The organism is Nesterenkonia salmonea, from assembly GCF_005771525.1.
Taxonomy (GTDB): domain Bacteria; phylum Actinomycetota; class Actinomycetes; order Actinomycetales; family Micrococcaceae; genus Nesterenkonia; species Nesterenkonia salmonea.
This window is the reverse complement of record NZ_VAVZ01000027.1, coordinates 23,124-49,756: the sequence shown is the minus strand read 5'-3', so window position 1 is coordinate 49,756 and position 26,633 is coordinate 23,124. Positions and strand designations below refer to the sequence as shown.

Sequence of the window (26,633 nt, the reverse complement as noted above, 5' to 3'; positions counted from 1 at the left end):
GTGTCAGCCTGCAGCGACACACCCGAGCGCGGGAACCAACGACACCCCGCCTACCCGCGCAACCTCTTAGTGATCTGCAGTGCTCCATTCGGGGAAGGGGTCAGGGAAGGTAGCCCACAGGGCAGGCCCTCCAACTAACTCACTGTCTGTCAGCGCCGCGTCATCGAGTTCATCAATGAGCTGATCTGCCTTCAGATCAAGGCCTATGAGAGCCAGATCCTGGCCGAACGCCAAGGGCTCATCTTCCTCCCCCAGCTGGTGATCAAAGGCGGCGGGGAACATTGCTAAGTGGGTGCCCACCTGATTCCAGTGGCCAGTGATGTGTGAACGTGTCGCCAAATGGCAGAATCCCGCTGAACGCAGCAGCGTTCCCCCATCCAACGGGTCCATCCACCGATTCATGAGCTCGCTCAGACGACCTGGGTGAAAGGGTCGCATTTGTTCATAGTGCAGCCCCGTGACCGCAGAATCTTGGAATCTCGGTGCGAAGTCCCCGTTGAGCAGACTGACCCATCCAGCGTGTGTCTGTTCCATGGTGAAGCTGCCCATAGACCTGTGGGGCGCTTGGTGACCTGAGGCGTCGACCATGTCAATATGGGCCTTGGGAGCGAGGTAGCTGATTAATGTCAGAAGGAGATTCAGTTCTCGTGCGCGCAACGCCTCTGTGTTGACCAGTACGACCATGGAGGCGTACTCAATCTGGGTGACGACCAGCTCAGCACGTGAGGCGTAAACAGCGGCGGGACCATGATTATCGTGGCTGGCCAGACGAAGATGCTCCGTTGAGGATAAGTCCGACAGCAGGTGCGCTGCATCCACCAGGCACACCACATCAGTCAGTTCAGCCGAAGCCGTAGCGTCAGCAAGCTCTCCAATGATGTGCAGCACCGGGCTCTGCAGCGGAAACTCCACCACCAGGTGGCGCGCCTCAGGGTCCTGCGACACCTGATCGAGGGCATCTTCGACAGCAGAGTCACTGGCAGCGACACGCTGGGCAAGCACCAGTTGGGCACCATGGCGGCGTGCCAGGTTTTGGGCATACCGCTGGCGCTCTGGCCCGCAGGCACCTACAACGGCTGTGACCTCTGTAGCCATTAGCGTCCTCTCCATATTCCGCGTATGATTTATAGCTAATGCTACTTATTCGCAATTGGAGGAACAAATGAAGGTGCGCCAGTCTCTCCGCTCCCTGAAGAAGCAACCCGGCTCTCAGGTGGTGCGCAGGCGCGGAAAAACATACGTCATCAACAAGCAGAATCGGAGGTTCAAAGGGCGCCAGGGATGAGCTCCTTGGGCTGCACCCTGGAAGGCAGTCGTAGTAGGCATAAGCGCTGCAGGAAGTGATGCCGGCGGAATGTGCAATATGGCTCTGACGAGCGGGGACTTCGACATCGCTCAGAAGCTGTGACGCCAAGCAAAGGACTGTGATGGACCCTGCAGAATTGTGGAGTCTCGGTGACTACTCCGTGATCGGAGACCTGTGGGCCCAAGCGGGTCGGGATATCGTTGAATCCCTCAGCGTGGAGAACAAAGACATCGTAGATCTCGCCACCGGCACCGGCGTCAGCGCTATAGCCGCTGCGAAACGTGGGGTCCGATCCGTCATTGGGGTCGATGTCACACAGAGCCTGCTGGATGAGGCTGCTCAGCGCGCCGAGGCGGCAGGGGTGGTAGCGCAATGGCTCAACGCAGATATGCCCCAGGTTCCCCTGAGCGAGAACTGTGCGGATTTGGTGATGTCCACCTTCGGTCTCATTTTCTCACCAGAACCGCATGAAGCGCTCAGTGAAGCTAAGCGACTGGCTCGCCCCGGCGGGGAAGTCGTCTTCAGCAGCTAGTCATTCAGCGGCATGTTCAGCCATATTCGCCAGACACTGGCACCGTATTTTCCCGATACTCCCACACCCTGGCATGAAGATGCCGAGGAGATCCTGCGATTAGTGGGCACGCAGGCTGCCGTTCGTGAAGGGTGGTTCGCCGTTGAAGTCGAATCACCCGAGGCGTTCGTTGAGCTGATGGAACGGCACAGCGCGCCGATCATCCTCGGGGCGCAAAGTCTCGGGCCGCGGTGGCCGGAGGCACGAGATGCTCTGCTGAGTACTGTGAGACGCTGGGCTGAGCCCAGCGCAGTCGGCACCAGCCTGAGGGCCAGTTATCTGGTGACCTCAGTGCCGGTGCCGTAACGCCGCGGGCTCAGTGTTCGTCGTAGTGGTCTTCGTGCTCAGCATGGCGGTGGCCCTCATGGATGTAGTCCACATGGCCCTCGTGCTCGACGGCTTCGTGGCCGCAGTTCGGACCATGCTGGTGGTCTTCGATGGTGTGCTCTGCAGTCTTGTGGTCGCTCATGGTGAAGCTCCTTCTGCCGCTGCCTTTGGCGGCGGACTCGGTGTGGTCTCCTGTGAGTGAGCGATGGCGTCGTCAATCACGTGCGAAACGTGGTGGTCAGCAAGTTGGTACTCCACTTCCTTGCCGTGACGATCAGCCGTGACGAGTCCAGCCTGCTTCAGCGTCCGCAGATGCTGGGAGACTAATGGCTGCGACATTCCTGTCGCCTGCACCAGTGCCCCCACAGTCAGCGGCTCCTGGCCGATCAGCTGCAACAACCACAGCCTCGACTCATTGCCGAGAACCTTGAACAACTGAGCAGCTGGGGCGAGACCCGACGTGTCGCTCACACTCATACTTCACCACACATATAAATAGATTGCAATATATTTATCAAGAATCAGTCTCACCTTAGCACCCTTATCGGTGTCACTAGTGAAACTGAGCTGAGGCGTACTCGAGTGCCCGAGGGATCGCAGCTGAAGTTGTTTGAGCTTCTCATGGCGGTGGTGCTGGACCGTCAGCAGCGAGTGTGACCCATAGCGTGCGAGCCCACCTCAACAGGCAGCGCGCCGGGGGCTTCGGCGCCGCCCAACACCTCAACCAGCGCCGCGAACGACTCCGGTGTGCGTCCGTAGAGCGCCAGTTTCGTGTCAGCGGTGGAGTCGGCGAGCGCCTCTGGGCGGTCCAAGGCCACCACCACGTCACCGGAACTTGGGGTGGTACCACCCAACAGCGTGACCACCGGGCCCCACCCAATCTCCAGTCCAGCCTCCTGCGCGGCTGCGGCAAGCCGGTCCCTATCCTGCTGTGTACCACCCTGAATCTGTAGTGATTCAGTGGTCAGTTCCGCCTCGCACTCGCCCTCCACCAGGGTGATGGACTGGGCCGCGACGTGTCTTGCCACGGCAGACGCGTCCAACTCAGCCGGGTCGTCGTCGATGGATTCGTCGTCAGCCTGCACATCGGCGTCTTCCTGCTCACCGTTTCCCGTTGCCGGGCCGTACATCATCCGTGCACCCAGATCCTCAGGTAGGGGAACCCCAGGGCCGGCGTCCAACTCCCCTGCTGCAAGCTCCTGCTGCCACAGCACAAGGGCCACCACTCGCTCTGCGGCCTCGTTGAGTCGGTCCTCGTCGAGCTCATCAGCTTCCACAGCCGCGATGATCGCCGCGTGGGCCCCAGGCGAAGAGTGCGGCATGAGGAGCAGGTCAGCTCCCGCAGAGAGCGCGGTCACCACCGCCTGGTCACCTCCGAAGCGGTCGGCAATGGCAGCCATGTTCATTGCGTCAGTGACAATCACGCCGTCATGCCCCATCTGACGGATTTCAGCATAGGCAGCCGCGGATAACGACGACGGCACTCCTGCTTCCAGCTCGGGAACCTCAATGTGGCCCATCATCACCATGGGAGCCCCAACCTCGACGACATCAGCGAAAGGTTTCCAATCCCGTTCGCGCAGTTCGCTGAGGCTCTGCTGCTGGACTGGGAGCGTGTTGTGCGAATCATCGGTGACGGATCCGTGACCGGGGAAATGCTTGATGGAACCGGCTACCCCCGCGTCGGCGAGCCCGCGCAGTGCTTGTACGGCGAGCTGTCCCACTGCGTCAGGGTCAGCTCCGAAAGTTCGGGAACCCATAGTGGGGTCTTCACGGCCAATAGTGACATCGGCATTGGGGGCGAACGACACGGTGAAACCCAGGTCCGCAAGGTCCTCGGCCATGTATCGGTGCACCTGGCCAGCGCTCCACAACTCCCCGTCGGACTGGTGCGCCGCCCCGGAGGCCATGGGAGTGGGCCACTCCATCACGGGGGTCCCAACCCGCGTGACCAATCCCCCCTCCTGATCAACAGAGATGATGGGTGGCACAGCCCTTGCGTTGTCGTCGCCGCTTGACCCGGCGCTGGCAATCGTCTCAATCTGGGCAGCCAGCGCCTCAGTGTCTACTGAGCCTGACTCTCCGGGGATGTTGTGCCCCATGAGAATGACCCCCGCTAGATGGTGCTGCTCTATCAGCTCAGCTGCCGAATCAGCATCAGTCCCGGAATACTCTCCGATCAGGACCTGACCGGCACGTTCAGACAGCGACATCTCAGCCACTACATCAGCAGCCTCGGCCCGGTGAGTCTCACCTGGACCGGCCAACGCGGCCTCCTGGTCTGCGATGGCCTCGTGGAATCGGGCCTCCTTCTCAGCTCGCTCCTGCTCGGCAATCTCCTCAGCACTGAGCTCAGTGGTCTCGGAGCCGGGGTCCGCGCTGTCAGGCGAGCCGGCGTCGTCGTTCCCAGCACAGGATGTCAGGAATAGCGCGCCCGTCAGAGCGGCGGCAGTCAGAGCACGTGTTGGCAGCATCCATATAAGGGTACGGTCTGCGGAGCGTGCGCCCCAGCAGACGCAGGAGACATGGAGACACCACCGAGGAACTCTCCAGGAAAGTGCGGATACAGTTGGCTCGTTGCACCGACGCTTGATGACAGGAGAGTCTCATGGGACTTGATTTCGCCGAATCCCCCCGCTCGACCCTCGGGATTGAGTGGGAACTGGCGCTGGTCGACCGGCAGACCGGTGACCTGCGCAGTGTTGCCGAGCGGATCCTGGAGGCCACTAGGGCCGACCATCCCGAACTCGCCAGTGACGAGGAACATCCCTACGTCAAACAGGAGCTGCTGCTCAATACCGTTGAGCTGGTCACCGATGTGTGCGACGACGTGGCTGAAGGCGTTGGTCAGCTGCGCGAGACCGCGCTGAACGTCATGAAGCACTGCGAACCGCTGGATGTGGAGCTCTACTGCCAGGGGTCACACCCGTTTGCTCCGCCGACCAAGCAGCCTGTCACCGATAAGGAACGCTATAACGAACTCATCCGGCGCACCCAGTGGTGGGGCCGCCAGATGGTCATCTACGGCATCCATGTGCATGTGGGACTTCCCGATGTGAAGTACGCAATGCCAGTGGTTAATGCGCTCTGCAACTACAACGCGCACTTCCAGGCGCTCTCCGCTTCCTCCCCCTACTGGTCGGGTGAGGACACCGGGTATGCCTCAAACAGGGCCCTGATGTTCCAGCAACTGCCCACCGCGGGGCAGTCCTACCAGTTCGAAGAATGGTCCGGCTATGAGAAGGCCGTCGCCGACCTTGAGCACACCGGCGTGATCAACGACGTCACCGAGGTCCGCTGGGACTTCCGCGCGGTACCCCGACTGGGCACAGTGGAGATGCGGATTTGCGACGGCGTGGCCACCCTGGACGAGATCGGTGCGATCGCCGCTCTCACCCAGTGCTTGGTGGAGGACACCGTCCGGCAGCTCGACGACGGTGGCACCGTGACGTCGATGCCCCACTGGTATGTCAAGGAGAACAAGTGGCGGGCTGCGCGCTACGGACTCGACGCCATCATCATCCTCAACGAGAACGGTGATGAAGAACTGGTCACCGACGCCATGGAACGCGAGCTTCAGCGCCTGGAACCTGTGGCGAAGGACCTGGGCTGCGCCCATGAGCTGCGCCATCTGGAGACCATCATGCGCACCGGTGCGGGCTATCAACGTCAGAAGAAGGTGGCGGACTCCCATGATGGGGATCTGCGACAGGTGGTGCTGGACTCCGCGGCTAAAACCCGCACATCCATCAACGGCTAGCACCCCAGGCCCTGCTCTTCCCCGCCCTGGCCGGCACCGTCTGGCCTAATGTGCCGCTATCTCAAGTGATATCGCCGCCCTGCAGGGGGCATACGCGGCCAATGGGTGAGTGAGGCCGGAAAAAAGGGGTGAGGCTGCAGAGCCTCAGCGCAGAATCTGGTCCACCGGGAGACTGGAGTCAGCGGGGATTTCCAACGACGACGCCTGCGCCCCTGCGCTGACCAGCTGGGCTCCCAGCGCTGCCACCATCGCACCGTTATCGGTGCAAAGCGGGATCGGCGGCACCGTCAGGTCGATCCCGGCATCAGCGCAGCGTTCCGCCAAAAGCTCACGCAGCCTGGAATTGGCCGCCACTCCCCCACCGAGCAGCAAGCTGGTCAGCCCGTGCTCCCGGCAGGCACGCACGGCCTTGGCGGTAAGCACATCCACCACAGCCTCTTGAAAGCTCGCGGCGAGGTCGGCCACCGGAACGGGCAGACCCTGGGCTTCGAACTGTTCGGCGGCGCGGGCCACAGCAGTCTTCAGCCCAGAAAACGACCAATTGTGCCGGTGCTTGCCGGGGCTCTGCGCCGTGCCCTCAAATTTGGGCATCGTCAGTCCTCGCGGGAAGCGGAATGCCCGCGGATCACCCTGGCGCGCCGCTGCGTCAATCGCAGGTCCGCCCGGGTATCCCAACCCCAGCAGTCGGGCGGTCTTGTCATAGGCTTCGCCAGCCGCGTCGTCGATTGTGGAACCGAGAAGTTCCATATCATCAGTCAGTGAACCCACACGCAGAATCTCGGTGTGCCCACCGGAGACCAGAAGTGCCGCGGTACTCGGTGCCAGGGGCGAGCCGTCGTCGTCGTCCTCCACCAGGGCGACCGCCACATGCGCCACCAGATGATTGACGCCGTAGAGCGGTTTGCCGGCAGCCAGCGCCAGCCCCTTGGCAGCAGAGAGCCCCACCATGAGCGCGCCAGCCAACCCGGGGCCTGCGGTGACGGCGATCGCGTCCACATCACGGAGTTCGACCCCGGCAGTATCCAGGGCCTTCCGAAGCGTCGGGGTGAACGCCTCCAGGTGAGCGCGGGCGGCAATCTCGGGGATGACCCCGCCGAACCGGATGTGCTCATCCATGGAGGAGGCCACCTCGTTGGCCAGCAGCTGGGTTCCGCGCACGATCCCGATTCCCGTTTCATCGCAGGAGGTCTCGATGCCAAGCACCAGGGGTTCGTTCACGGGGTGTCTCCTCGGTCGCTTCCTATCGGGCCGACCCTCGGGGGCGGGGCGGAGAGGCGTTTACGCATAATGAGGGCATCGCCACCATCCGGATAGTAGGCCCGCCGAAGGTGGATCTGCTCGAATCCGGTGCGCAGGTAAAGCTGTTGGGCCCGCGGGTTGTCCGCCCGGACCTCAAGCAGAAGGTCCTGCGCTCCCTTGAGTTGTGACTGGTGCTCAATGAGTTTCAGGAGGCGGGATCCCAGCCCCCTACCCTGCGCTTCGGGGGCGACAGCCAGGGTTTGGACATCGGCCAATGGGAGCACGCACATCATGCCGGCGTAGCCCAGCAACTGGTCGCCGTCCTCCGCCACCCAGTAGGCGCGGGTCGCTCGGTGGGCGGCAACGGTGGGCTCGGCCTGGGCGAGTTCGTCGTAGAAGAACCTCTCCGGCCAGGCATCATGCGGGAAGAGCCTGCGCTCCAATTGGAAAGCCGCTGGCACATCCTGGGCGGTCATCGGGCGGATCACCGGCTCGGCGGTTGGCGGTTCAGTTCCCATCACGCACCTCCCCGTCAGAAGTGCGTCTCGGAATGTGGGGAATGGCGCCTGTTTCGGGGGTTGTTTCCCATATCTGGAGACGTAAGTCTCGTGGGTTCGTCATGTCGCACCGCCTGGACGCATCTGCCGCGGCACTTGGGCGTCGGATTCGCGGAGGTAGAGCGGTCGCGGCTGACACATGACCCCGTGGAGCTCTCCGGCGAGCGCACCGGTGGCCAGTTGGCCCAGTTCCGCAGCATGGGGAACCCAGACACTCGGGTCCTCGCCGAGTTCGGCTGCGCGCAGGTCCTGTGCGTAGAGCCTCAGGCCGGCGCCCACAGCGGGAAGATCGGGAAGTTCACTGGCGGCAGCCACAAAGGGGCCGCGCTGGAGTCGGGATCCAGCATCATCGCTGACGTACTGCGCCCAGTAGACCTCGCGGCGTCTGGCATCCGTGGCCACAAGGAACTCACCGTCGATCCCCGCATCGGTTGCCCGCAGCGCCAAGGAGTCCAGGCTGCAGATTCCTTGCAGCGGCTTGCCCCAGGCTTCGGCAAGCGCGTGGGCAAGAGCCAGACCGACCCGCAGACCAGTGAACGGCCCCGGCCCGACCCCCACGACGACGCCGTCGAGATCCTCCCCCGTCACGCCCGCCTGGGCCAGCAGTCGCTGAACAGCCGGTGCGAGGACTTCTGCATGCGATGTGGTTTCCTCGGTGTGCCACACCTGAAGTGGTTCGCCGTCGCGAATGAGGGCAGCCGAAGCCCCGGCGGAAGAGTCGATGGAAAGCAGAAGCACCCCACCATGGTAGCGATCAACGCACTTCACCGCTCAGTGGTGTTCGTTGAACCCCCGGGGAAGTGTCGGCGTGGTCATCCACCGCGGCCCGTAGCCCCGCAGGACCGCCCGGCGCGGCACCCCCAACAGTTCCTCCTCGGTCTCACTGAAGTCCGTCTGGATCACCGGTGCGCCACCGCGAGGCTCCTCATGCGCGGCAGGCTCACTCCCGGCCTGGCCGGGTGAGGCCGTCCCCTGGTTGAGTTCTAGGTCCAACCAGGACCCTGACGCTCCCAATAGTGACTGCTCCACTAAGCCCCGGCCCCATTCGACAACCGTGATCGATGTTCGAAGAGTCGCCAGCAGGTCCAGGGATTCGATTCCGGCAGCGTCGGTGCGGTAAGCGTCCACATGCACAAGGTCAGCCGTGGCAGGGTCCTCATGGGGGTGAATCCGGGACAAGGTAAACGTTGGTGAGCTCACCTGACCACGGACACCGAGGGCATGGGCGAGTTCACGGGTGAAGGTCGTCTTGCCTGCTCCGAGCCCACCGGTCAGCACCAGCAGATCCCCTGGATCCAGGTGTGCAGCGAGTGCGCGGGCGAACTCAGCTGTGGCCTCCAGGTGGGGCAGCTGTGTGTGCAGCTGCCAGTTTTCCCCGGGCAGAGCTGCCGGTGGCGGCGCCGAGCCAGTCACTGATCGTGCTCCGCATTGACCACCACTCGGGGCACCCGGGCTCCGATTCGCGTAATGATTTCATAGTTGATGGTGCCGGCAGCTGTTGCCCAGTCTGCGGCTTCAATCCCGGAGTCCCCGCCGAAGACCGTCACTTCATCGCCAACTTCTACATCACTGTCTTCTCCGAGTTCTACGACGAACTGGTCCATGGCCACCCGGCCGGCTGAATAGTACCTGCGGCCCCTGATAAGCACGGGCGCGCCGACTGCGATCCGCGGAATGCCGTCAGCGTAGCCCAAGGGGATCAGGCCCAGCCGGGTGGGTGTTTCAACCCGATGGGTGAGCCCGTAGCTGATGCCCTGGCCGGCCGGTACCGTCTTGACGTTGGCCACTGTGGTGCGCAGTTCCATGGCAGGTCTGAGCCCCAAGGATGCGCCGGTGCGGTCCGCGAAGGGACTGTGCCCGTAGATGCCGACCCCGACCCGGACCATGTCGAAGTGCGCATCCGGCCGCGACAGCGCCGCCGGTGTGTTGGCTGCGTGGCGGAGATCAGGAACGATTCCATGACTTTCGGCCACTGCAAGTGCCTGGTGGAAAGCTTCGAGTTGTTCGTCGGTCTCTTTGCGGTCGGGTTCATCGGCAACCGCCATATGGGTGAAGATACCTTCAACGCTGATCAGTCCCCGGTTCTGGAACACTGCAGCGCGTTCAACCAGTCCCGGCCAGTCGGCCATGGTTGAGCCGTTTCTGCCAAGGCCGGTGTCGATCTTCAGATGCACCCGCGCGGGTTCGTGCAGGAGGTTGGCCGCCTCAGCAACGGGCTCGAGGTCCCAACCGGAGACTCCCAGATCAATATGAGCTTCAATTCCGGCGGCAAAGTCAGCCTCACGGGTGTGCAGCCAGGCCAGCAGGGGCGATTCGATGCCCTGTGCCCGCAGTTGGAGGGCCTCGTCGATATGGGCGACACCCAACCAGTCGGCCCCGCCGGTGAGTGCGGCTTTTGCAGCGGTCACCAGCCCGTGCCCGTAGCCGTCAGCTTTGACTGCGGCGAGCACCTTGGCCGGACGGACGTACTCGGCGATAGTGCGCACATTGTGGGCGATCGCAGAGGCGTCGATAACAGCTGCACGCTCCGGTAACTTCATGGAATCCAGCGTACCGGTGCCCCCGGAAGTGGTCCTAGGCCGGCTCGCAGCAGCTCGGGCTGCGGGAGCAATCCGTCCTCAGTCGAGTGCGCCGATCAGCGCGGAAGCGCCGAAGTGCCCGTGTCCTTCCGGGTCGATCCGCTGCGCGGCGAGGGTGTGCATACTCACGCCCTGTGTGGTGACGGTCAGCCAGTCCCGCTCCTGAGTAGCGCACAGCGCACCAAGGATTCCGGAGAGCACGTCCCCGGTCCCTGCGGTGGCCAAGCCCGGGGCCTGCGCACGGTGGAGCACCACATCTCCTTGAGGTGAAGCGACGACTGTCGTGGCGCCCTTGAGCAGCACGGTGCAGTCCAGCCGGCCGGCAATTCGGCGCGCAGCCTCCACTGGATCGGCCTGTGCTGAGTCACTGTCCAGCATGGACTCCAGCACCTGGTCGCGGAGCTCGGATACGAGCCTGCGCGCTTCTCCCAGATGCGGGGTGATGAGCACGTTCTTGTTTAGTCCACCGCGACGGCGCAGCTGAGCTCTGATGAGTCCCAGCCCGGAGGCGTCGAGCACGCAGGAGGTGCCGGACTCCAGGGCCTGCTCCAGTACCGCTTCTGCGGCGGCCAGTTGGTCAGGCTCCGCGCCGAGACCAGGACCTATGACGACGCCGCCAGCTTTCGTCACTGCCGCACTGCTGCCGTTCTCCGGCACACCCACCACCTCTGGGTAGGTGCCGATCACGTGTGAGCGCACAGACTTGGGTGCCTGCAGCGTCACCATGCCCACTCCAGTGTGCACGGCGGCGCCAGCGGTGAGCAACGCAGCCCCAGGGTAGGCGGGCGAGCCGACGACCAGGTGCAGAACACCGCGGGAGTATTTGTGGTCGGTGAAACGCGGTGGCGCAACATCAGCAGGATTCTGCACACTGTTGAGCCGGACCGTGCTCTTGGGCAGGTGCGGCTGGAGACCGATGTCCACAGTGTGCAGCGCTCCGCTGAGCGTGCCTCCACGCCCGGCGATCAGGCCCTGTTTGAGGCCGCCGAAGGTGACGGTGTGGTCGGCTCGGATGACCTGGTCACCGGCGGCCCCGGTGTCGGCGTTGACTCCAGAGGGCAGATCGCAGGCGACAATGAGTGGCCTGGCTGCGGCGGCGTCGTGCTCGATGATCTCTAGGCCAGGGACCTGTGGGCGGGTGAAATCTCCGTGGAATCCTGTGCCCAGCACAGCATCGATCAGCACTGTGGTGTTCGGCGGGATCGTTTCCACCACCCGGCCCCCGGCGGCACGGAATGCGTCCAACCCTTCAGGGTGTGCTCGTTCTCGAGTGAGGACGGCATGGGTGGATGCTCCACGTTGAGCCAGGTATGCCAGGGCGAAGAGACCGTCGCCGCCATTATTGCCTGAACCGATCAGGGCCGTGATCTGCGCTCCGTAGACGGACCGGCCCCCAGTGCCGAACTGTTGGAGCAGATGCGCGATGTGCTGGGCCAGCCCGTAGGCGGCCCCTCTCATCAGAGTGGGACCGTGGCCGGAGTCCAGTAGTGGCTTCTCGGCAGCACGGATCTGATCTCCGGTGTAGACGTTGAAGAACATTGCCACCTCCTGGTGCCTACTCTAGTCACCGGTGTGCGCTCATCCTTCGGCGACCACCATTCCGGTGGCGATGTCACCGTCGTGTGACAGGGAGAGGTGCCAGCGTGCTATGCCTTTGGACTCCGCTACCGCCGCGACTGTTCCTGAGACTTCCACATGCGGGTCACCGGCGGTATCGCAGACCACCTGGCAGTGCTGCCAGTTCATTCCAGCTGGCGCGCCCAATGCCTTGGCCACGGCCTCTTTCGCGGCGAAGCGCGCAGCCAGGGATCGGACATTCAGCCCCCGTTCGGCAGGGGTGAAGAGTCTGTCGCGCAGTGCGGGAGCCCGCTTGAGCTGTTCGGCAAAGCGGGAGACGACGACGACGTCGACCCCAATTCCGATGATCACCGCTGGTTCATTCCACGGTGACGGATTTTGCGAGGTTGCGTGGCTGGTCCACGTCGTAACCTTTCTCAGAAGCCAAAGCACAAGCGAAGATCTGTAACGGCACCGTGGTCAGCAACGGCATCAACAACGGCTGAGTCTCCGGTACGAAGAACACATTCTCTGAGAACTCCACCACCGCCTCATCACCCTCTTCAGCCACCGTGATGGTCTTCGCACCACGAGCCCGCACCTCTTGGATATTCGAAACCACTTTGCTGTGCAACGAATCCCTACCCCGAGGAGAAGGCACCACCACAAACACCGGCTGCCCCTCTTCAATCAACGCAATCGGCCCGTGCTTCAGCTCACCAGCAGCAAACCCCTCAGCATGGATATAGGCCAGCTCTTTAAGCTTCAACGCACCCTCCATCGCCACCGGGAACCCCACATGCCTACCCAAAAACAACACACTCGGAGTCTGCGCCATCGCACGCGCCAACGCCTTGATGTCCTCCGCCGAATCCAGAATCGTCTGAATCTTCTCCGGAATCTTATGCAAATCCGCCAAAATGTCACTGATCTGACCTGAGAACAACTGACCCCGCAACTGCCCCAAATACAACCCCAACAAGTAACTCGCCGCGATCATCGCCAGAAAAGCCTTCGTCGAAGCCACCGCAATCTCCGGACCAGCATGCAAATACAACACCGCATCTGATTCCCGCGGAATCGTGGACCCATTGGTATTACAAATACTCAACGTCCGCGCGCCCTGTTCCTTGGCGTACCTGACCGCCATCAGCGTGTCCATCGTCTCCCCGGACTGAGAGATCGAGACCACCAGAGTGGTCTCATCAATAATCGGATCCCGGTACCGGAACTCATGCGCTAACTCCACCTCCACCGGAATCCTGGTCCAATGCTCAATCGCGTACTTCGCCACCGTGCCCGCATACGCGGCAGTCCCACACGCCAACACAATAATCTTCGAAGTGTCCTTCAACTGCTGTGGGCTGATCCGCAACTCATCCAACGTCAACCGACCCTGAGCATCAGTACGCCCCAACAACGTGTCCTCTACCGCTTTGGGCTGTTCATTGATCTCCTTCTCCATGAACGAGTCATAACCACCCTTCTCCGCAGCAGTAGCATCCCAATCAATATGGAACCGCTTCCCCACCGCAGCAGAACCATCAAAATTGATGATCGCCACTTCACCAGCAGTGATCGTCACAATCTGGTCCTGCTCCAACTCCACCGCCTCACGGGTGAAATCAATAAACCCCGAGACATCACTGCCCAAGAAGTTCTCACCCTCACCCAAACCCACCACCAACGGTGAATTCCGGCGAGCAGCCACCACACGATCCGGCTGATCAGGATGCACCGCCAACAACGTAAACGCACCCTCCAACTCATTGACCGCAGCACGCATCGCCTCAGTCAGATCCCCCGAAGACCGGAAAGCCTCACCAATCAGCTTCGCCGCGACCTCAGTATCGGTCTGCGACTCGAACACATGCCCGGCTAACGACAACCGCTGCCGCAACTGCGCGAAATTCTCAATGATCCCGTTATGAATCACCGCCAACTTCCCATCATCACCAAAATGCGGATGCGCATTCAGATCCGTCGGACCACCATGAGTCGCCCACCGGGTATGCCCAATACCCACCGACGCCGGAGTCAGCGGGGCACGCTCAATCTCAGAAACCAGATTCACCAGCTTCCCCGACTTCTTCCGAGCCTCAACCACCCCACCAGCAACAGTCGCGACCCCAGCCGAGTCATACCCCCGATACTCCAAACGCCGCAAACCCTCCAACAGAACATCCAACGCATGATGCTCAACAGACTTCTCCGGCGACCCGATATAACCAACAATTCCACACATGGCAGTCACAATACCGTGGAGACCTTGGTGGCGGGGCAGATGGTGCTAGACGGTATCGTGTCACCTGTGCACTCGCAGCCCGTTCATCCGCCCACTGCCCCCGTGCCTGTTCCACCTGAAGTCAGTGGGACCGCACCATGGGCTGGTTCGCCTCCGCTGGACAATGAATCAGCTCACTTCTCTCCTTTCGTGGAGCTGGGCCGACAGGCGTGGGCTCGGCTTGCTCAGTCCATTCAGCAGCCGCTGAACCAGGACGACGTCGACCGGTTGCGTGGTATCGGGGATCACCTGTCGCTGGATGAGGTGGCCCAGGTGTATCTGCCGCTGTCGCGGCTGCTGAACATCTATGTGGAGAACGCCGCCAGGCTCAGATCGGCGACCAACGATTTCCTGGGCGAGTCGACTCGCCGGACGCCGTTCATCATCGGAGTGGCTGGGTCCGTGGCGGTGGGGAAGTCGACAACGGCGCGTGTGCTTCAGGAGATGCTGCGCCGCTGGTCTTCCACCCCACGTGTGGAGCTGGTCACCACTGATGGTTTTCTCTACCCCAATGCTGAGCTGCGCCGTCGCGGCATTATGGACCGTAAGGGCTTCCCGGAAGCCTACGATCGCCGGCGGTTGCTTCGTTTTGTGTCGGAAGTGAAGTCGGGGCGTCCGGAGGTCCCGGCGCCGGTCTACTCTCACCTGAAGTACGACATCATGCCGGATGAGTACCATGTGGTCCGCCGACCCGATGTGCTCATTCTGGAAGGGCTCAATGTCCTGCAGCCGGCGCGGGTGCGGGAGGACGGCACTGCTGGACTGGCGCTGAGCGACTTCTTCGACTTCTCCATTTTCGTTGATGCTAAGTCCAGTCATATTCAGCAGTGGTATGTGGATCGCTTCATGCGGTGGCGCCATGGAGCGTTCGCCAATCCTGAGGCCTACTTCCATCGGTACAGCCGATTGAGTGACCAGGAGGCGGTGGCGCAGGCCTCCGATATCTGGAAGCGCATCAATGGGCCGAACCTGCGGGAGAACATTCAGCCCACTCGCTCGCGCGCCCGGTTGGTCATGTCCAAGGACGACGACCACAGCGTCTCCCGGGTGCTGTTGCGCAAAGTATGAGCGGAATCGCAGGGCAGGTTCTGGCTGTGGGCGCCGTCGTACTCTCCCCATTCCCTTCCCCCGAGACCTTCCAGGCCTCCCAGGTGAGCTGGGACCCGGATTCGGTGCATGTACTGGTCAACCGCCAGAACCCTCTGGAACCGGTGGACTACTCACCCGAGGATCTCGTTGAGGTCGGGGTGCGGACCTCCGTGGAACACCCGGTATATATGCGTGCGGAACCGGCTGAAGCGGTGGAGGAACTCTTTGACGACGCCCTGGAGGACGGCGTCAGCCTGGCGGTCACCAGCGGCTACCGGCCCTTCGACTCCCAGACGCGGATCTACTCTGCGCGGCATGCCCACCACGGCACGGAGGGAACCGACGAGTTCGCCGCCCGGCCGGGGTACTCCGAACATCAGACAGGGCTGGCTGTGGATGTGATCAGCATCGACAATCCAGACTGCATCATGGGTGACTGCTTCCATGAGACCCCGGAGTTCGAATGGCTAGAAGACAGCGCCCACGACTACGGTTTCATCATCCGCTACCCGGAAGGGATGGAACACGTTACGGGGTTCGCTTATGAACCGTGGCACCTGCGGTATGTGGGTGAGGGAACTGCCGAAGAGGTCGTGGAGCTGGGCCTGACTCTGGAAGAGTATTGGCGCCAGCCCGCCGCCCCGGATTACGACGACCCCGAGCCCGACCCGGAGCATCTGGACCCCTAGCCCCGGCCCGCGGTTAGGAGTCGAGTCCGGCGCGAAGTCTGCTCTGCCGAAAACAGAGAGCAGCGCGTACTATGAGCCCATGATTAAGGGATTCGTCGATTTCATCAAACAGGGAAATGTTGTTGACCTCGCGGTGGCGGTGGTCCTCGGCACTGCGTTCGGCGCGGTGATCAATGCGTTGGTTGAGAATGTGCTGATGCCACTCATTGGGCAGCTTCTAGCCCAGGATCCTGACTTCGACAATCTTTTTGCCGTGACCCTCCCTGGGTTCGACGGCCCTCCCATGCGTTTCGGTGTGCTGCTCACCGCTCTGGTGAACTTCCTCCTGATCGCCGCAGCCATCTACCTTGTAGTCATCCTTCCGATGAACAAGTTCATTGCCGCCCGGCAAGCACTTCTGGGTCAGGCGGAAGAGATCGCCGAAGAGGAGAACATCACACTGCTGAAAGAAATCCGTGACCAGCTCAGGGTGCAGACCGAGGTGGTCAACCCAGCAGCGTTCGCGGCTGCCATAGAGAACGAACGCCTGCTGGAAGAACAGCGCGCCCAAGCCGAAGCGGCCTCTGCAGCTCAGGGCAGGTCGCGTCTAGGCAGGGCCAGGAACATGCTGTGGGGCAAGGACTGAGAACACCAGGGCACGCTAATCACTGCGGGGCACCCGCGTAGGATCCGATCCCGTGGACGCTGGTGGTTCCTCACGCAGCATCTGGTCCGTCATGACCTCCAGTAGGCGCTCCCACCTGTCCTGAATCGTCGCCTCACTGAGCTCCACTGAATCAGGGATCTCTCCCTCGGCGAGGTCACGCAGTGGCCAAATCCCGCGGTGCGGCTCATCATCCGTGGGACCCCGGTCCACGGTGACCGGCAACCAGTCCATGGCGACCACCGCGGCGTCGTCCTCACTGACCTCCACCGTTGCGTAGGCCACAATGCCGCTGGCGGTCTCTGGGATGCAGCATGCTTCATCCTGGTTGGAGAGGAAATTGCCCATGGACCACACCACCCACATGCCGTCGTCTTGCGGGCCGCCGTCCAGATGCTCCACCGGTTGCGGTGTGTGCGAATGGCTGCCGAACACCGCGTCAATCTCGCCCGACTGTGCCAGCTGTTCACCGTAGTCACGCTGCTCAGCAGTCGGTTCGTGGACGTACTCTTCTCCCCAGTGGACGGAGGCGATGACGACGTCGGCCCCATCCTCGCGCGCTTGGGCGGCTTGGGCGGTGAGCTCCTCGGCAGTGACATCGGTGACCCGCCACAGCTCATCCTCCGGTGGAGGGAAGGCGTGGTTGTGAATCATGGTGGTGGCTAAGTGCGCCACAGTCACCTCCCTGCCGCCGCGTTCCAGGGTGAACGTCTGTGGCTGCGCGGCTTCCGCTTCGGTGCGTGCTGTTCCGGCATGACCAAGGCCTGCCTCGTCGAACACCTCGAGTGTCCGCTCCTGTCCGGCGACACCCTGGTCGAATGAATGGTTGTTCGCCGTGGAGCACCCATCAAAACCCACTGAGCCCAGATCATCGGCTAGCTCTGACGGTGCCGCGAACACCGGGTAGCCCACCGGCTCAACCCCCTCTGGGGCGATCGGCACCTCCAGACCACATAGCGCAAGGTCAGCGCCACCGATAAGCTCCTCAACACCGCTCATCAGGGGCGCGAAAGCGTATTCTTCCCCTTCAGCGAGCGCTGCGGCTTCATCAATCACATTGTCGTGAATGAGGACGTCGCCGGTTGCGGCGATCGTGAACTGGTCACTCTCTTCAGCCTCCTGTGCCGGCTCCTCCTGTGCCTCTGGCTCCTCTTCGGCGCTGTCGGCTTCCGGGGCCTTACTGGCGCTGTCAGTGGGGCCGGCGGGGGCGTCGTCGTCCTCATCAGTCTCTGGGGCGCAGGCGGTAAGGGCAAGAGCGGCGATAAGAGCCCAGCTGAAGCGATGGGGGCCCTTTCTGGGGGTCCTGGTGAGGTCCGACATGGTCTACGAGCCTACCGTGGCAACCGGCTACCCTGGGGTGATGCGCATTCTCCGACTGAGCGCCTGGATGTCCGTTCTGCTGCTTGCGTCCTCCTGCTCTGGAGGAGAAGACACTGGCGGAGATCCCACCACCGAACCTGCTGAGGGTTCCTCGAAGGAAGCTGAAGAACCGTCAGAAGCCGACGGTGAGGCGGAGGAGCCCGATGCTGGAGACTCCGAACTGGAGGATGCTGACCCAGAAGATTCTGACCCCGAACCAGTGAGCCGGGCGTCAATGGATCCGAATTCAGTGCATGTTCTGGTCAATAAGCAGAATCCTTTGGATCCGCTGGACTACTCCCCTGATGATCTGAGGGATGTGGAGGCGCCCAGTGAGTTCGGTGAGGCCCCTCTGCGCGAGGATGCCGCCGAGGCCTATGAGGCGCTTCACTCCGCGGCTGCGGCGGACGGCATGGACCTGTGGGCGACCACGGCATACCGCGACTACGACTTTCAACAGGCGCTCTATGAGCAACGGTTCCATGAAGATGGAGCAGAGGCTGCGGACCGGGTGAGCGCACGGCCGGGATTTTCGGAGCATCAGACGGGTCTGGCCGTTGATGTCGCTGACCTGGAGGATCGTCAGTGCTACCTGCGGTCCTGCTTCGGTGACTCAGAGCAGGGCCAGTGGCTGGCTGAGCATGCTGATGAGTTTGGGTTCATCATCCGGTACCCGGAGGGCGCCGAGGAGATCACCGGTTTCCAATACGAACCGTGGCACCTGCGGTATGTGGGCGAGGAGACCGCACGCGACGTCGTTGACCGCGGGCTGACCCTGGAAGAGTACTGGGATCAGCCACCGGCACCTGATTACGATCAGGAGTATGAGCCCAGTTCATGAGCTGATCAGTCAGCTCGTGTGGGATCTCAGCCTGCGCGCGGTGTCAGAGTGCGAGTTCGGACTTGACCACATCGGCGAGGACTTGGGATTCGGCCTGTGCCAGGTCGGCGGTGGGCGCCTCCACCATGACTCTGACGACTGGTTCGGTGCCTGAGGGGCGCAGGAGGACCCGACCGTGTTCACCCAAGCGCGTCTCTGCGGCGGAGACAGCCTCCTGAACCACCTGGTGACTTTTTACTTTGGCCTTATCGACGCCTTTGACGTTGATCAGCACCTGCGGCAGCCTCGTCATCGCTTCCTCTGCCAATACTTTCAGGGGTTTGCCCGTTGAGGCCACTCGGGCGGCCAGCTGCAATCCTGTCAGAACTCCGTCACCGGTGGTGGCGTAGTCGGCGAATATGAGGTGTCCTGATTGTTCGCCTCCGAGGGAGTATCCTCCGGCTCTCATGGCTTCGAGGACGTAGCGGTCACCGACTGCGGTCTCCACGAGGTCGATCCCGGCCGCTGCCATGCCGATTTTGAGTCCGAGGTTGCTCATCACTGTCACAGCGAGTGTGTTGTCTTTGAGCGCTCCGGCTTCTTTCAGCGCCAGAGCGAGGACGCCCATGATCTGATCGCCGTCGATCAGCGCACCGGTATGGTCCACTGCGAGGCACCGGTCGGCGTCTCCGTCGTGGGCGATGCCGAGATGAGCCCCATGGGAGACCACGGTTTCCTGGAGCCGGTCAAGATGAGTGGACCCGTAGCCGTCGTTGATGTTGAGGCCATCAGGGTCAGCCCCGATGACCACAATCTCAGCTCCTGCGGCGGCGAAGGCCTCTGGTGAGCACCCGCTGGCAGCACCGTGTGCACAATCCAGGACAACACGTAATCCTTCGAGACTGCCCCCGCCGAGTGACTGCAGCAGGTGCACAACGTAGCGGTCTTCGGCGTCTGAGAAGCGTTGGACGCGACCGACGCCTGCGCCGGTGGGCAACAGCGGAGGCTCACCTATCTGCACCTCGATCTCATCCTCGAGGGCATCGTCGAGTTTGTGACCGCCTGCGCCGAGGAACTTGATGCCGTTATCCGGTGCCGGGTTGTGGGATGCGGAGATCATCACGCCGAAGTCGGCGTTGAAGTCTGCGACGAGGAAGGCCGCCGCCGGAGTAGGCAGCACCCCGGCGTCGTAGACATCAACTCCGGAGGATGCCAACCCAGCTTCCACAGCAGCTGAGAGGAATTCCCCTGAGACTCGCGGGTCCCGCGCCAGGACGGCAACGGGGCGCTTATCAGCGGGGGTGCGTCGATGTCCCAGCACCACTGCTGCGGCCTGAGAGAGACGAAGGGCCAGGTCCGCGGTGAGCAGCCCATTGGCCTCACCACGAACCCCATCGGTTCCGAACAATCTGGTCATATTGGACGTGAGTCTAACGCTCGAGACTCGAAAAAGCCCCGTTCAGACCGCTTGAACGGCAATTTCGGTATAAAGCTGTGACGAAGCTCTGCGTTGGCTGGGCTAAAGCTCGACGGTTTGGAGGAGAAGCACAACCGCCATGACGACCAATGCCGCGCCCGCTCCACCTTCGATAATGCGGGTCCACAGCTGGCTGACCGCGCGGCGAAGTCCGGCAATAAACCCAGCACATATGAAGCACCACAGGATAGAGGAGGTCATGAAGGCTGAGAAGAAGACCACCAGGGGCCCGAAGGGTGCGTTATCGCCCAGTGCCCCACCGACTGCCCCACCAGCACCGGCCCAGTAGACCACATTCCACACGCTGGCCAGTGAGATGAGCGCACCGGCGGCCAGTGGGCCGCGCAGTGTTCCGCCGGGGCTGGTCTGTTGCCCAGACGTAGGCACCTTGGGCTTGAGAGCGTCCCGGATGCCCTGGAGCCCGAGCAGCAGGAGCACCAGACATCCGATGAGCGTCATGGGAATGTGCAGCTGGGGCTGAGTCAGCAGGGCTGCCGCACCGGCGAGGCCCAGGACCGCCCAGGCCGCATCGCCCACTAAGGAACCGACCTGGACTGCGAGAGCGGGTCCAAACCCGCCCCTGACGCCGCGACGCAGCGATTCGGTGAAGACGGGACCCGGCGCGGCGTTGAACACCAGCCCCAGCCAGAGGCCGGTAAGAATCAGTTCGATCATGTCACTAGGATGCTGCTCTGAGAGGCACGAGTTCTTGAATGATTCCGTCCTATCTGGAGTGCCGGCGGATGTCTACGGGCTTCTTGCACGACTCCTCAGACGCGAATTGCCCCGCTCGGCGAACCGAACGGGGCAATTGCGCAGGCAACTGTAAAATCAGCGCTTGGAGTACTGCGGAGCCTTACGGGCCTTCTTGAGACCGGCCTTCTTACGCTCCACCGCACGGGCGTCACGAGTCAGGAAGCCAGCCTTCTTCAGGGCCGGGCGGTTGTGGTCACGGTCGATGCCGTTGAGCGCACGGGAAATACCTAGACGCAGGGCACCGGCCTGACCGGAAGGGCCTCCACCGTCAATCCGTGCAATGACGTCATAGGCGTCGTTGAGGCCCAGCAGGGTGAACGGGTCGTTGACTTCCTGCTGGTGCAGCTTATTGGGGAAGTAGTCTTCCAAGCTGCGGCCGTTGAGTGTCCACTTACCTGTACCCGGCACAATGCGCACACGGGCACGAGCACGCTTGCGGCGACCGATGGCCGCGCCAGGCACGGTCAGCGGGGCGCGCTCAGCGGTGGCCTCGTCAGTAGCGGTGGTCGGGGTCGATTCCGAGGTGAAGCTTGTCAGCTCCTCGGTTTCGGTGAGCTCTTCAGTGTTCTGAGCCACGGTTCTCCTAAAAGTCTCTAGAGTCGGGCCCGAATTACTGGGCGACCTGGGTAATCTCGAACGGCTTCGGCTGCTGGGCAGCGTGCGGGTGCTCACTGCCTGCGTAGACGCGCAGCTTAGTCAACTGGGCGGTGCCGAGCTTGTTGTGTGGAACCATGCCCTTGACGGCCTGCTCCACTGCTCGGGTGGGGTGGCGTGCGATCATCTGCTCAAAATTGATCGACTTGATGCCGCCCGGGAAGCCGGAGTGGCGGTAGTAGGTCTTCTTCGCTGCCTTATCGCCAGTGACGGCGACCTTCTCAGCGTTGATAATGATGACGAAGTCGCCCATGTCCTGATTCGGTACATAGGTGGGCTTGTGCTTGCCGCGCAGCAGCTGAGCAGCTTGCGAAGCCAAACGGCCCAAGACCACGTCAGTGGCATCAATGATGTGCCACTGCGGGTCGGCGTCGCCTTCTTTGGGGGTGTACGTACGCACGGTTGGTATGCCTTACGGTCGGTGTTCTACGGTTCACGCAGCGTGGGGCAGAGTGTGAGATTCACTGCCAGTCAGCGCGTGATGCACTTGGTCTCAGACGCGAAAACCTTTGGTTTCCGCACCCTTCAGGTCGCAGTCGCCGGGGCGACTGCTGTTTCAGCGCGCTGCCCGAGTCCCGGGTGAGGACCGGGAAGATTCGGGGCCCGTTGTCTCCCGCGAGGTTCGTGGAGGCTGAACGGCCATGCAACTGGACCGCCTCAACACGAATCCAGGCAGGTCTGGACACGCACAACAACCCTTGACTATACCTGGTTGCTTACGACGCCGCCAACTCACCCTCAGCGGCCACAAACTGCGGGGGCGTCGTCGTCCCTTCAAACCGTCTGCGCATGACTGCGACAGCCTCCGAATGGGCGTCAATCAACAGGTACCTGCGGTCCAGTTCTTGGGCTGCGGCACCCAGCGTTCCGGATCCGGCGAAGAAGTCCATCACCCAGTCGCCGGGGCGGCTGGAGGCGGCGACCATGCGCTTGAGGATTCCGACCGGCTTCTGGGTGGGGTAGCCGGTGCGTTCCTTGGCGTTGGGCGCCACGATCGTGTGCCACCAGACATCGGTGGGCAGCTTGCCGCGCGCTACTTTCTCCGGGGTCACCAGGCCTGGGGCCATATAGGGTTCACGGTCAACGTCCTCATTGCTGAAGTAGTACTGCTTGGGGTCCTTGACGTAGACCAGGATGTTGTCATGCTTGGTGGGCCATCTGCTCTTGGCGCGAGCTCCGTAGTCGTAGGCCCAAATGATCTCATTGAGGAAACACTCCCGCCCGAAGAGCGCATCCAACATGACTTTCGCGTAGTGCACCTCGCGGTAGTCCAAATGCAGGTAAAGCGTCCCGCTGTCCTTCAGCAGCCGCCAAGCCTGTTCCAGACGCGGGGCCAAGAAGTCCCAGTAGTCGGCAAAATCATCGTCGTAGGTAGTCAGTGCGCCTCTGAGCGTCTGATACGTGTGCCCCTTGAACCCGACCCGGTCACCGTCAGCGGACCGTACGGTGCGCATAGGCTGGGACCGTTGAACCCGGCCAGTGTTGAACGGCGGGTCAATGCAGATGAGCTGAAAGGAGCTTCCCGGCAGGGTTTGAAGCACCGGGAGATTATCTCCAGCGATCACCGTATTGGGCGACCCAGGGGTCCAGAGTGGTTCATTCACCGCCCCAGCCTATCCAGCTGAGCTGACCACCGTGCTGCATACTCGTGGGAACAGCGGGTGCTCCTCATCCAATCCGGTCACCTGAGCAGTGAAGTCCGCTGCCGTGAGAGACCCTGACGCGACCTCACTGAGCCTGCGCTTCAACTGGGCGGACTCTTCATCCTCGGGAACATCGAATCTCAGGGCTGCGCCGATGGCGGTGAGCAGACCGGCGACCTCCAAGCCGCGTTCTGCCGCCTGGGATGCTGGGCCGATGAACCGCTCATGACGTGAGAGTTTGCGCAACGGTTGGCGCCCCACTCGTGTGGTGGTGTCAGGAAGTGAGGGGTTTCGGAACCGCTCCAGGATGGTCTCCCGGTAATCTGCCATCTCCAAGACACTTAAACCGTGCTTGGCTACCAGCAGGGCTGACGTCTCCTCCAGGGCTGCCTGCACTCCGGCAGCAACCTGTTGATCTCCCAGGGCAGCAGCGATCGTCGTATGTCCGGCGGCGCTTCCCAGGTAGGCGGCGGTGGCATGGCCGGTGTTGACGGTGAAGAGCTTGCGCTCAATATAAGGGCCGAGGTCCTTCACGAAATGGGCCCCAGGAATATGCGGACGACTCTCCCCGAAAGGCACCGATTCGATCGCCCATTCGTAGAAGGGCTCCACTGTGACATCGATCCCTGTGCCGGCCGGCTGACCAGGGACGATCCTATCTACCGCAGTGTTGGCGAAGACGGCCTTGCTGCGGAGCTCTGACCACTGCGCACCAGCTATCCGCTCCATCTCACTGCGCAGCGTGTCGGTGGCACCGACTGCGTTTTCGCAGGCCATGATCTGCAGTGGCTGCAGGTCTGCCGAGCGCAGCCGCAGACCGTCCATGATGTGCTGGGCGATGAATTTCAGGACGGTAGGACCCACTGCGGTGGTCACTACCTGAGCTTCGGCGACTTCCTGCGCCACGGCCTCCGGATTCTCTGCGCTGTTGAGCGCCCGGAACCCAGTAATGGTGCGGTCTTCGCCGCCTTCGCCGACCTCGCGCACTGTGTAGGAGTCTGCGGAATTCAGGGCCTCTACAAGGGGCGCGGCAACGTCGGAGAACACGACCTCGTAACCGCCCTCATGCAGCAGGACGCCGACGAATCCGCGGCCAATGTTCCCGGCTCCAAAGTGGACTGCCTTCATGTCTGACTCCCTAGTGCTCATGGTCCAACCTGACAGAACGTCTCAGGATGTGGGGAACTCCACGCCTGAACGGGGAAGATTCCAACATCCCGAGACGCTCTGTTGAAAATACTTCAGTCCTCGTTGACGGCGCTGAGCAGCTGGTGCAGCTCAGCCTCCGTGGAAGCGGCCTTGAGCTCCGCGACCTTGGACTCATCGGAGAACAGTTCTGCAATCCTGGACAGGATCTGCAGGTGCTCATCCCCCACGCCTGCGATGCCGACCACGAACGTCACCTGGTCGCCCGCCCAGTCCACGCCGCCGTCATACCTGACCACGGACAGCGCGCTGGACTTGATGGCGCTCTTAGCGTCGTTGGTGCCATGCGGTATGGCGAGCTCACTACCCATGAAGGTGGACGCGGTCGCTTCGCGGTCGCGCATGGCCTGGAGGTAGTCTCCGCTCACCGCGCCGGCGGAGACCAGGATCTCCTGGGCCTCACGCAGCGCCTCTTCCTGAGTGGCCGCACCAGTCCGGATCCGGATCCGGTCCTGGGTCAGCACACCGGAGTCCACAGCGGTGAGGGTGTCACTGCCGTGGGCAGATGGCGACGACGCCTGGGCGCCCGTGCTGCCAGCGGCGTCCTGGTCTTCGCTTCCTTTGACCAGCTCCACGACCTCGTCATATTCCGGAGCGTTCATGAAGTTGTCCACAGAGACGTGGATGGCGTTCGGCTCCTTGGGACGGGCCCGGTCGGTGAGCGTCTGCTGAGTAATGACCAGATCGGCATCGCCTGGGAGGGAGGAGATGGCTTTGTTGGTGACGTAGACATCGGTAATGCCAGCGCCGGAGAGCTTCTTCCGCAGGACCGAGGCGCCCATTGCGGAGGACCCCATACCCGCATCGCAAGCGAAGTAGATCGTCCGGATCCGCTCAGCTGCCGCAGCCGGAACATTGGCCGCACTGGCGGTGAGGCTGGACAGGGCGGAGGAACTCTTGCCCTTAGCGGACTCGGTCCTGGAAATGGCGGAGGAGAACTGATCCCCCAGCTCCAAGTCTCGCTTGCGCGATGAGAGCAGGATGACCGCGGCCACCGCGAATGTCACCGCGGCTGATAGCACCCAGCCGAAGGTCACACCGACCACATTGCCTACGCCGCCACCGAGAGACTGAACGTACACCGCGATGATGGACCCGGGCGCCGCCGGAGCTTGCAGACCAACATCTAGGAGCATGTTGGTGGTCACGCCGGTCATGCCGCCAGCGATCATGGCCAGTAGCAGAACCGGCTTCATCAGCACGTAGGGGAAGTACACCTCATGGATGCCGCCCACAAAGTGGATTAGGGCTGCACCCGGTGCGGTGGCCTTGGCTGCACCAACACCGAAGACGGAGAAAGCCAGCAGCAGTCCCAGGCCGGGCCCAGGGTTGGCTTCAAGCAGGAAGAGGATGGAGCTGCCCTGTGCATCGGCCTGCTGGGTGCCCAGTGGGGTCAGGACACCGTGGTTGATCGCGTTGTTGAGGAAGAACACCTTGGCCGGCTCAATGAGCACAGAGGTCAATGGGAGCAGGCTGTTGTCGATCAGCCACTCCACTCCCCTGCCGAGGGCGTCCATCAGCCAGTTGATGGGCGGAGCGAGGACGAAGAAGCCCGCCGCGAGGAGCAGGAATCCCAGAATTCCTGCGGAGAACATGTTGACCAGCATCTCGAAGCCGGGCTTAATTTTGCCTTCCCAGAGGCCGTCGAGCTTCTTCATCAACCATGCGGCCAGGGGCCCCATGATCATCGCGCCGATGAACATGTGGACGTAGCTGAGTTCGTCCTCCCCTGCGGGAAGTGCGGCATTGAACTGGTCGATGAGGTGGTCGGAGCCGACAATGACACCCATTGCGGCGACAGCACCGACGACGGCGCCTCGGGTTTCGTGGATGAGGCGTCCACCCTGCATCGCGATCAGGATGGGCAGCAGGTAGTGGATCATCGGGAAGATGACCCCGTCCAGGGCGTTGGTGGGTTCCCAGCCGTCTTCGGTGAATTCGGAGACGTTGACCACCACTGCGGTGATGATTCCCCAGGCGATCAGCGCAGGGATGTTCGGCATAATCATGCCGGAGAGGAAGGACCCAAATTTCTGGACTCCGACGCGCACTTTTCCTGGCTGTTTGTCAGCTGGGGCGCTGGAGTCTGGTGACGTCGTCGTCGTGGTCATGGGACG

At 62.3% G+C, this 26,633-nt stretch carries 28 protein-coding genes; 8 read left to right on the top strand and 20 right to left on the bottom strand.

Annotation, left to right across the window (positions count from 1 at the left end):
- Positions 1 to 66: 66 nt before the first annotated feature.
- Positions 67 to 1,095 (bottom strand): GTP-binding protein, encoded by a 1,029-nt coding sequence (locus FEF26_RS10425; RefSeq protein WP_166432997.1) that lies wholly within the window; start codon positions 1,093 to 1,095, stop codon positions 67 to 69.
- Between the two features lie 67 nt (positions 1,096 to 1,162).
- Here FEF26_RS10425 and ykgO point away from each other — a divergent pair, with 67 nt between their 5' ends.
- The 3 genes from ykgO (at position 1,163) to FEF26_RS10410 (ending at position 2,183) form a co-directional block, all read left to right on the top strand.
- On the top strand, positions 1,163 to 1,285 hold the full coding sequence (ykgO, locus tag FEF26_RS10420) for a type B 50S ribosomal protein L36 (protein ID WP_138253476.1): 123 nt from the start codon (positions 1,163 to 1,165) through the stop codon (positions 1,283 to 1,285).
- A 142-nt stretch (positions 1,286 to 1,427) separates the two neighbouring features.
- Positions 1,428 to 1,838 carry a class I SAM-dependent methyltransferase gene (locus FEF26_RS10415; RefSeq protein ID WP_138253475.1) on the top strand — a complete coding sequence of 137 codons (411 nt, stop codon included), beginning with the start codon at positions 1,428 to 1,430 and terminating at the stop codon, positions 1,836 to 1,838.
- A gap of 12 nt (positions 1,839 to 1,850) precedes the next feature.
- Positions 1,851 to 2,183, top strand: a complete 333-nt coding sequence (locus FEF26_RS10410) for a hypothetical protein (RefSeq protein WP_138253474.1) — start codon at positions 1,851 to 1,853, stop codon at positions 2,181 to 2,183.
- Positions 2,184 to 2,193: 10 nt separating this feature from the next.
- Here FEF26_RS10410 and FEF26_RS10405 read toward each other — a convergent pair whose 3' ends face one another.
- The 3 genes from FEF26_RS10405 to FEF26_RS10395 all read right to left on the bottom strand — a co-directional run bounded on the left by FEF26_RS10405 (position 2,194) and on the right by FEF26_RS10395 (position 4,678).
- Positions 2,194 to 2,346, bottom strand: a complete 153-nt coding sequence (locus FEF26_RS10405; RefSeq protein WP_138253473.1) for a zinc transporter permease — start codon at positions 2,344 to 2,346, stop codon at positions 2,194 to 2,196.
- On the bottom strand, positions 2,343 to 2,675 hold the full coding sequence (locus tag FEF26_RS10400) for an ArsR/SmtB family transcription factor (protein ID WP_243730521.1): 333 nt from the start codon (positions 2,673 to 2,675) through the stop codon (positions 2,343 to 2,345). Before FEF26_RS10400 ends, FEF26_RS10405 begins: the two co-directional genes overlap by 4 nt.
- Before the next feature lie 170 nt (positions 2,676 to 2,845).
- Positions 2,846 to 4,678: a glycoside hydrolase family 3 protein gene (locus FEF26_RS10395; protein WP_138253471.1), complete on the bottom strand. Its 1,833-nt coding sequence runs from the start codon at positions 4,676 to 4,678 to the stop codon at positions 2,846 to 2,848.
- A 134-nt stretch (positions 4,679 to 4,812) separates the two neighbouring features.
- Between FEF26_RS10395 and FEF26_RS10390 the strand changes: the two genes are divergently transcribed.
- Positions 4,813 to 5,964, top strand: coding sequence for a glutamate--cysteine ligase (locus FEF26_RS10390; RefSeq protein WP_138253470.1), 1,152 nt, complete (start codon positions 4,813 to 4,815; stop codon positions 5,962 to 5,964).
- A 144-nt stretch (positions 5,965 to 6,108) separates the two neighbouring features.
- Here the strand turns inward: FEF26_RS10390 and tsaD are convergent, their stop codons facing one another.
- The 8 genes from tsaD to glmS form a co-directional block, all read right to left on the bottom strand.
- The gene (gene tsaD / locus FEF26_RS10385) at positions 6,109 to 7,182 is read right to left on the bottom strand and encodes a tRNA (adenosine(37)-N6)-threonylcarbamoyltransferase complex transferase subunit TsaD (RefSeq protein WP_138253469.1); all 1,074 of its coding nucleotides are present in this window, start codon (positions 7,180 to 7,182) and stop codon (positions 6,109 to 6,111) included.
- Positions 7,179 to 7,721, bottom strand: a complete 543-nt coding sequence (gene rimI, locus FEF26_RS10380; protein ID WP_138253468.1) for a ribosomal protein S18-alanine N-acetyltransferase — start codon at positions 7,719 to 7,721, stop codon at positions 7,179 to 7,181. Before rimI ends, tsaD begins: the two co-directional genes overlap by 4 nt.
- 99 nt (positions 7,722 to 7,820) lie before the next feature.
- Positions 7,821 to 8,498 (bottom strand): tRNA (adenosine(37)-N6)-threonylcarbamoyltransferase complex dimerization subunit type 1 TsaB, encoded by a 678-nt coding sequence (gene tsaB / locus FEF26_RS10375; RefSeq protein ID WP_138253467.1) that lies wholly within the window; start codon positions 8,496 to 8,498, stop codon positions 7,821 to 7,823.
- A gap of 33 nt (positions 8,499 to 8,531) precedes the next feature.
- Positions 8,532 to 9,173, bottom strand: a complete 642-nt coding sequence (tsaE, locus tag FEF26_RS10370; RefSeq protein ID WP_138253466.1) for a tRNA (adenosine(37)-N6)-threonylcarbamoyltransferase complex ATPase subunit type 1 TsaE — start codon at positions 9,171 to 9,173, stop codon at positions 8,532 to 8,534.
- Positions 9,170 to 10,300 carry an alanine racemase gene (alr, locus tag FEF26_RS10365; RefSeq protein WP_138253465.1) on the bottom strand — a complete coding sequence of 377 codons (1,131 nt, stop codon included), beginning with the start codon at positions 10,298 to 10,300 and terminating at the stop codon, positions 9,170 to 9,172. Before alr ends, tsaE begins: the two co-directional genes overlap by 4 nt.
- A 78-nt stretch (positions 10,301 to 10,378) precedes the next feature.
- Positions 10,379 to 11,878 carry an NAD(P)H-hydrate dehydratase gene (locus FEF26_RS10360; RefSeq protein ID WP_138253464.1) on the bottom strand — a complete coding sequence of 500 codons (1,500 nt, stop codon included), beginning with the start codon at positions 11,876 to 11,878 and terminating at the stop codon, positions 10,379 to 10,381.
- Positions 11,879 to 11,917: 39 nt separating this feature from the next.
- Positions 11,918 to 12,268 carry a holo-ACP synthase gene (locus FEF26_RS10355; RefSeq protein WP_138253463.1) on the bottom strand — a complete coding sequence of 117 codons (351 nt, stop codon included), beginning with the start codon at positions 12,266 to 12,268 and terminating at the stop codon, positions 11,918 to 11,920.
- Positions 12,269 to 12,275: 7 nt separating this feature from the next.
- Positions 12,276 to 14,141: a glutamine--fructose-6-phosphate transaminase (isomerizing) gene (glmS, locus tag FEF26_RS10350; RefSeq protein ID WP_138253480.1), complete on the bottom strand. Its 1,866-nt coding sequence runs from the start codon at positions 14,139 to 14,141 to the stop codon at positions 12,276 to 12,278.
- Between the two features lie 39 nt (positions 14,142 to 14,180).
- On the opposite strand from glmS, the gene coaA reads away from it, so the two are divergent.
- The 3 genes from coaA to mscL all read left to right on the top strand — a co-directional run bounded on the left by coaA (position 14,181) and on the right by mscL (position 16,583).
- The gene (coaA, locus tag FEF26_RS10345) at positions 14,181 to 15,248 is read left to right on the top strand and encodes a type I pantothenate kinase (RefSeq protein ID WP_138253479.1); all 1,068 of its coding nucleotides are present in this window, start codon (positions 14,181 to 14,183) and stop codon (positions 15,246 to 15,248) included.
- Positions 15,245 to 15,958, top strand: a complete 714-nt coding sequence (locus FEF26_RS10340; protein ID WP_138253462.1) for a M15 family metallopeptidase — start codon at positions 15,245 to 15,247, stop codon at positions 15,956 to 15,958. Before coaA ends, FEF26_RS10340 begins: the two co-directional genes overlap by 4 nt.
- Before the next feature lie 79 nt (positions 15,959 to 16,037).
- A complete protein-coding gene (mscL, locus tag FEF26_RS10335; protein ID WP_138253461.1) occupies positions 16,038 to 16,583 on the top strand; it encodes a large conductance mechanosensitive channel protein MscL in 546 nt (181 codons plus the stop codon).
- A gap of 15 nt (positions 16,584 to 16,598) precedes the next feature.
- On the opposite strand, the gene FEF26_RS10330 is transcribed toward mscL, so the two are convergent.
- Positions 16,599 to 17,921: a CapA family protein gene (locus tag FEF26_RS10330; protein WP_138253460.1), complete on the bottom strand. Its 1,323-nt coding sequence runs from the start codon at positions 17,919 to 17,921 to the stop codon at positions 16,599 to 16,601.
- Here FEF26_RS10330 and FEF26_RS10325 point away from each other — a divergent pair.
- A complete protein-coding gene (locus FEF26_RS10325; protein WP_138253459.1) occupies positions 17,920 to 18,801 on the top strand; it encodes a M15 family metallopeptidase in 882 nt (293 codons plus the stop codon). The genes FEF26_RS10330 and FEF26_RS10325 overlap by 2 nt on opposite strands.
- A gap of 43 nt (positions 18,802 to 18,844) precedes the next feature.
- On the opposite strand, the gene glmM is transcribed toward FEF26_RS10325, so the two are convergent.
- The 7 genes from glmM to FEF26_RS10290 all read right to left on the bottom strand — a co-directional run bounded on the left by glmM (position 18,845) and on the right by FEF26_RS10290 (position 26,627).
- Entirely contained in the window at positions 18,845 to 20,197 is a 1,353-nt protein-coding gene (gene glmM / locus FEF26_RS10320; RefSeq protein ID WP_138253458.1) for a phosphoglucosamine mutase, read from the bottom strand.
- A 102-nt stretch (positions 20,198 to 20,299) separates the two neighbouring features.
- Positions 20,300 to 20,932 (bottom strand): LysE family transporter, encoded by a 633-nt coding sequence (locus FEF26_RS10315; RefSeq protein WP_138253457.1) that lies wholly within the window; start codon positions 20,930 to 20,932, stop codon positions 20,300 to 20,302.
- 156 nt (positions 20,933 to 21,088) lie between these two features.
- Positions 21,089 to 21,589: a 30S ribosomal protein S9 gene (gene rpsI / locus FEF26_RS10310; protein ID WP_138253456.1), complete on the bottom strand. Its 501-nt coding sequence runs from the start codon at positions 21,587 to 21,589 to the stop codon at positions 21,089 to 21,091.
- Between the two features lie 34 nt (positions 21,590 to 21,623).
- Positions 21,624 to 22,067: a 50S ribosomal protein L13 gene (gene rplM / locus FEF26_RS10305; protein ID WP_138253455.1), complete on the bottom strand. Its 444-nt coding sequence runs from the start codon at positions 22,065 to 22,067 to the stop codon at positions 21,624 to 21,626.
- A gap of 316 nt (positions 22,068 to 22,383) precedes the next feature.
- Complete coding sequence (locus tag FEF26_RS10300; protein ID WP_138253454.1) at positions 22,384 to 23,271, bottom strand: DNA-methyltransferase; 888 nt, start codon at positions 23,269 to 23,271, stop codon at positions 22,384 to 22,386.
- A gap of 9 nt (positions 23,272 to 23,280) precedes the next feature.
- Positions 23,281 to 24,438 (bottom strand): mannitol-1-phosphate 5-dehydrogenase, encoded by a 1,158-nt coding sequence (locus FEF26_RS10295; protein WP_138253453.1) that lies wholly within the window; start codon positions 24,436 to 24,438, stop codon positions 23,281 to 23,283.
- A gap of 113 nt (positions 24,439 to 24,551) precedes the next feature.
- A complete protein-coding gene (locus tag FEF26_RS10290) occupies positions 24,552 to 26,627 on the bottom strand; it encodes a PTS mannitol transporter subunit IICBA (RefSeq protein ID WP_138253452.1) in 2,076 nt (691 codons plus the stop codon).
- Positions 26,628 to 26,633: the final 6 nt, after the last annotated feature.